3 protein-coding genes are annotated in these 3,850 nt (G+C 52.1%); all 3 read left to right on the forward strand.

Translation table 11 applies throughout. The annotated features are described in order from the left end of the window. The first annotated feature begins 389 nt into the window (after positions 1 to 389). Positions 390 to 1,337 (forward strand): glycosyltransferase, encoded by a 948-nt coding sequence (locus AC5RWT_RS35350; protein WP_494084295.1) that lies wholly within the window; start codon positions 390 to 392, stop codon positions 1,335 to 1,337. Between the two features lie 124 nt (positions 1,338 to 1,461). Next, entirely contained in the window at positions 1,462 to 2,457 is a 996-nt protein-coding gene (locus AC5RWT_RS35355; RefSeq protein WP_494084297.1) for a glycosyltransferase family 4 protein, read from the forward strand. Continuing rightward, positions 2,444 to 3,718 carry a lipopolysaccharide biosynthesis protein gene (locus AC5RWT_RS35360; RefSeq protein ID WP_494084296.1) on the forward strand — a complete coding sequence of 425 codons (1,275 nt, stop codon included), beginning with the start codon at positions 2,444 to 2,446 and terminating at the stop codon, positions 3,716 to 3,718. Before AC5RWT_RS35355 ends, AC5RWT_RS35360 begins: the two co-directional genes overlap by 14 nt. The last annotated feature ends 132 nt before the right edge of the window (positions 3,719 to 3,850 follow it).

A 3,850-nucleotide genomic window follows, 5' to 3' on the forward strand; every position in this document is an offset into this window, starting at 1 on the left:
GGACGCAATACATTGCAGTAGAATTGGCTTATGCCAATGCAAACGCCGTCACCAGGCGTCAGACACTGGCAGCTTTCCGAGCCTGATCTTATGTAGGTCCTGAGACGACGTATGTGGTGCCCTCTTGCTCGCACGCTCCCATAAAACCGAGTGGAGTTGCACCAGACGGTCTCCAGGATCAGAAGGATCAGCCAACGAGTTTTGGACCGAAGGCAACCGCCGATTGCGACACGTCCAGCAAAAACTATTGGGAGTCGCCTGGACCAGCAGTCACGCCTGTGCCTTGTTTGGTTCTTCTCGCGAGCGGGGTTAAGCTTGCAGCCGAGCATAACCTCTCCCGGGATGGAACGTGCTACAGAAAACGAAGATTCGAAGAAAGTCAGTACTGGATGGATTTTGGCAAAAAAAAAGCGGTGCTGGCGGCTTCTACAGGCGGTCACCTAGCGCAGTTACATAAACTAAGGCATCGCATAAACGTTGGAGACGACCCTCTGTGGATCACCTTTGAGAACGAGCAATCGAGGTCGCTGCTCGTGGAGGAAAAGAATGTCCTCTACATACCCTACATTGCCTCTCGCGATTGGAAACAAGCTGCGCGGTGTGTACCTCGTATCTTCAGGGCTCTTCGCCGCGACGACTATCAGGTCGCAGTTAGCACTGGCGCAGCCATAGCAGTTCCTGTTTTCCTCGCCGCCGCTCTTCGCGGCCTGAAGAGAACATATCTGGAGAGTGTTTCTAGATTTGACGGGCCTTCCCTTAGCGGACGAATCGTCTCTTTCATGCCGGCGACTGACTTGTACACCCAACATCACAACTGGGCCGGTCGCCGCTGGAAGTTAGGTCCATCCGTTCTAGACGACTACGAGCCGGTGAGAGTAGCCCCAGAGGCCAAGGGATCTCTGCGTCTGTTCGTTACCTTGGGAACAATCAAACCCTATAGGTTTGACCGGTTGGTTGACGCAGTCGAGCAAGCCTTTGGAAAAACACACGAGATCGTATGGCAGGTGGGAGTGACTGAACGACCTGGGCTAGTAGGGAAAGTGGACAGACACCTCCGTTCTGATGAATTCGATAGGTGCGTACAAGAAGCCGACGTCGTAATCAGCCACGCGGGAGTGGGGTCCGCGCTGAGGATTCTCGAGTTAGGTAAGATCCCCGTCTTAGCCACTCGCGAGCGTAGGTTTGGTGAGCATGTGGACGATCATCAGGAGCAGATCAGCCGCGAGCTAGCTAAAAGAGGTTTGGCTGTACGAGCCAACTTAGACAGTTTGACACTTGAGACGCTAACTGAAGCTCGTTCAGTTGCGCCCTCGGCACTCAGAAAGACTTCCTTTTAATGGTTCGCACGACTCATTCCTGTGTCTTCGAAGAGGCATGTCTTTGTTCTTTGGAGTCGAACTTGTGATCAGAGTTCTGGCCGTAGGCGACCACCCTGAATCCAGAGGTGGCATTTCTCAGGTCATGAAGACGCTGAAGTGTCACCTTGAAAATTCGCGACGTTTCGATCTGGTGTTCGCCGACCCTCGGGGGGACGGTGGGAAGTTGTGGGCCTCTCTTCAAGAGCAAATACGCATATGGTGGATCCTACTAGGACGAAAATGCGATATTATCCATTTTAATACCGCGTCGAGAGGAAGCACTTATCGTAACGTACTGGCGGCCGTGGTGGCTAGGATCATGCGAATACCTTATGTGATTCACTTGCACGGCGGACGTTACCGTGAGTTTATGGATACGACCAATCCTGTTTGCAGGCGCCTCATACAGAAGTACTTTGAGTGGGCGGTGCGAATTATCGCTCTGACACCTACTTGGCAGTCTTTTCTTGTTGATGAACTGGGGGTGGCCAAGGACCGAGTCTCAATTATCCCGAATGGTACAGTGGCACCCACTTACTATCAGCGGTCCCTGCCTAAAACCCCATATCCCTCCATCGTCTTCGCTGGACGAATGTCCCGGAACAAGGGCGTGGTCGAACTCCTTGAAGCTTTCCGTGCTCTGAATCCAGATTTGCAGGCGGAGCTCATCCTCATTGGGGGCGACCAAGACGATCTGGTTCGAAATGCCCTAGCCGGGCCGACCTATCGCGTGTGTGTGAAGGGGTGGCTCTCGCACGCTCGGACGATGGAGCTCATGAGGGAAGCCTGGGTCGTAGTTCTACCTTCCCACTTCGAAAACATGCCGCTAACTTTACTTGAGGCGATGTCTCTCGGAACCGCTGTCGTCGCGACGGATGTTGGTGGAATACCAGACATAGTAGATAACGATAGCGAGGGAATTCTGATTCCCCCCAACGACTCTGAACGGCTATCAGAGGCACTATCACGATTGTGCTCAAACGAATTGCTCGCAAAATCCCTCGGAGAGGCGGGGAGAGACCGCTGGAGTCGAGAGTTCTCCAGCTCTACTATGGCAGATTCCTTGACCGGTATTTGGGTTCGTAGTGCGAACATCTAGTCTACTAGCTCAAGGGATTATCGTAACAGGAATTCGCATCGTCGGGGCTCTGCTCCAACTAATTCTTGTTGGGCTTGCGATTATTGTTTTCCCCATCGAACAGGTGGGTGAAAATGGCATTCTTTGGAGTTGTGCGATCATTGCACGAGTGGGAGGTACTGTCGGACTTGACCTTTACGTCTTACGCGAGTTGCCTCAAATTTGGCAAAGCGGAAACCGATCGGAATACTACGCCAGATGCAGAGGATCAAGCCTAGCACTACTTAAGATCCTGTGGATACCCTTACTGATAGTCGCTGGAACATTAGTAGCCTATGCTGCTGCCGGAACAACGAACCTGTCGCTGGCGATCAGTATTCCGTTAATCATGTTCGCTTCGGCTTTTCAGCGGCTTTGGTCGTGCCATCTGCGTGCACGAGAAGCACTGATGTTAAGCCAAGCTTTGGACGCTGTGGTTTTACCGCTTGTTGCTATTCTTTTGCTCGTTGTATGCTCGTTGGTTTCACCGAGCTTATTCATACCTGGGCAGGCGATGGCTGTTGTACTTGTTGCCGTGCTAATGTTGTTTTTTCTGCGACCAATGATCAGGCGAGGAGCGAGAAACATTCAAATCGCTAGACGCGAGTGGCAGAAGATCTTCCCTTTAGGTGCCGGGTCAGCGCTAAGCGTTATTGCTTCACGAGCACCTATCCTCATCGTTGGTCTAAATTCGGTTCCCCAGGCCGCTGTTTACGAAGTTGGCCAAAGGATTCATTCCGCTGCAGCTCTCGCATCTACCTCCGCGTCATCGGTCTTTCTCCCCCGCGTCCGCGGTCTCTTATACGCGAAACAACTACGCGTACTACTAAAAGAGCTCATGGCATCGACGGTAATCGGGGTCGTACCAGCTCTCGCGGTACTAGCCGGACTCTTACTCCTCGGACAAGAACGTACCGAGGGACTACTGGGACCATCTTACGGCGAGGCTTGGACCACCGCTGTAGTTTTGGTTATAGCAGCCTGTTTGAACGCTTCAACTGGCCTTTGTCATGGTCTTATCGCAATGGCGGGGCATGGTGGCACATTTTTGATCATCGCCGGCGTTCAATCTGCCGCAGTGCTGCTCTATGGTTTTCTGTACTTCGATGGTCGCGCTCTGAGCATGGCGATCTTCCTAGTAGTTGCGGAAGTAGTTAGGAGCCTTGTCCTGATCGTGATTACAACCGCACTATTTAGACGGCAGTCGATTAGTACCAGCCCTACTCAAAAGGAGTTTCGATGAACGTTAAAAAGTTCTTGCGACTTATGTTTTATCGCTCGTTGTCTCACCTCCCTCTGAAAGCAAAACGTTCGGTGATATATCTCCGCGCATATGGTATACCTCCTCGACTTAAAAATCCTGTTCTATTCTCGG

It is taken from the genome of Arthrobacter sp. Dra40 (genome assembly GCF_059091905.1).